This is a genomic window from Aurantimonas marina (assembly GCF_017183135.1).
In the GTDB taxonomy this organism is placed as follows: Bacteria; Pseudomonadota; Alphaproteobacteria; order Rhizobiales; family Rhizobiaceae; genus Aurantimonas; species Aurantimonas marina.
On sequence record NZ_JADDXW010000045.1, the window covers coordinates 1 to 1,587 of the forward strand.

The following is a 1,587-nucleotide window of genomic DNA, read 5'->3' on the forward strand; positions in this document are numbered from 1 at the left end:
ATAGGACGGTTCTCATATCCCGATCCCCCTTCCTCTCCCGAGATCGAGACCGTGAGTGAAGGCGAGGGCCGCGCCGAGTCGGCGGCCAGCCTCCACGTCGATGCCTAGCGCGGCCTTGCGGTTGGCGAGCAGGGATTCCAGTTGCGGATCGCGTTCGAGGCTTTTCGCCATGTCGCCCATTGCCGACCGGGTGGCCTTGTAGCCGGACATGTCGCCCGCCTGGTATTGATGCTGGCTGGCGCGGTCGAACTTCTGCCAGCGCTCGACAAAGCGGTCGGCGCGGCGGCTGGGATCGGTGCGGATTTCGGTTTCAAGCTGGAGCGCCCGGATGGCGCGGTTGACCTTGCCTGCACCTGCCTCTCGGGCGAGGCCGGGCTCTTTCACGTAGGCGGCTTCGCCATCGCGCCAGCCGTGGGGACGTACTTTCTCGAATGCCTTGCGAGCGTCGGAAAGTTTCCGCATCTGGTCCGGGCTTCGCTTGCCGCCCGCATCTTCGGCGCTGAATATCGCGTCCACCGCGCGGGCATGACGGATGAGCGCATCGGTGCGGGCCTTGCGCAGTGCCGCCTCCGGGTCCGCCACCACGGCTCTTTCCGGCGCATCCGTCGTTCGCCGGACCTTTGCCGCAGCGCTTTCCCGTACCGGCCCCTTCGCTTCGCCAGCGCCCGGCGACGGCGCTGCCCGTACCGGCCCCTGTCCGCCGTCGGCGGGCAGTCGCATACCGTCGAACATGCCACGGACCTTTTCCGGTACGACCTTACGCACGATCTCGGCAACACGGGCGCGGAAGGTGATGCCGCGCCGTTCGGCGTAATCCCGCGCCGGGTCAATCTGCTCGTAGTCGGATGCCATGTCCTTGGCGCGGTCGCGCGACAGGGTGCGAGCGAGCCGGTCCTGACCGGCGAAGTCGTCGTGGCCATAATGCAGGTCCATGCCGTCGCGATGCCGGGACAGCGCGACATAGCTGCCGTGGGCGTCCAGGCCCGGTGTTGCCAGCACATGGGTGCGGTCCACGGTCATGCCCTGCGCCTTGTGGATCGTCGCCGCATAGCCGTGGTCGATGCGGTCGTAGTCCTTCAGGTCGAATGAGATACTGCGCCCGTCATCGGCGTGCACGGACATGCTCTGCGCGCTGACCTCAACGATGGTGCCGAGCGTACCGTTCTTCACGCCCCCATTCTCGCCCCCGAGGCCGCGCTCGTTCCGCAGGAACATGACGCGGTCTCTACTGGCGAAGCTGCGCGCACCGCGTTCGACCGTGACGCGCACGTCCTCACCCAGATCGCCCGCGTCCCGCATTCGCTCCCGCGCACCTTCATTGAGGGCGCGCACCTCGGCATTGGTATGGGTGAGGATGATCCGGCTGCGATGCGGTTCGGCCTGCCGGTCGCGGTCCCAGCGGTCGATCAGATCATCGCGCGCGTGTTCCCGGGTTTGGGCGACATGCACCATGTCATGACTGTCATAGGCATGGATCGCGTTGCCGGTTCTGCCGTTCGCCAGATCGCGCGTGGCGTCGCGCTGCCAATCGTTGCGCTGGCGGCGCACCTCGCTGACTTCCGCGCCGCCGTGGCGCTCATGGATCGA

Annotated in this window: 1 protein-coding gene; it reads right to left on the minus strand. The window is 67.1% G+C overall.

Annotated elements, in window-relative coordinates:
* Positions 1 to 12 precede the first annotated feature (12 nt).
* Positions 13 to 1,587: AAA family ATPase (locus ING15_RS19200; protein ID WP_206456450.1), on the minus strand; the 1,575-nt coding region annotated here is incomplete at its 5' end.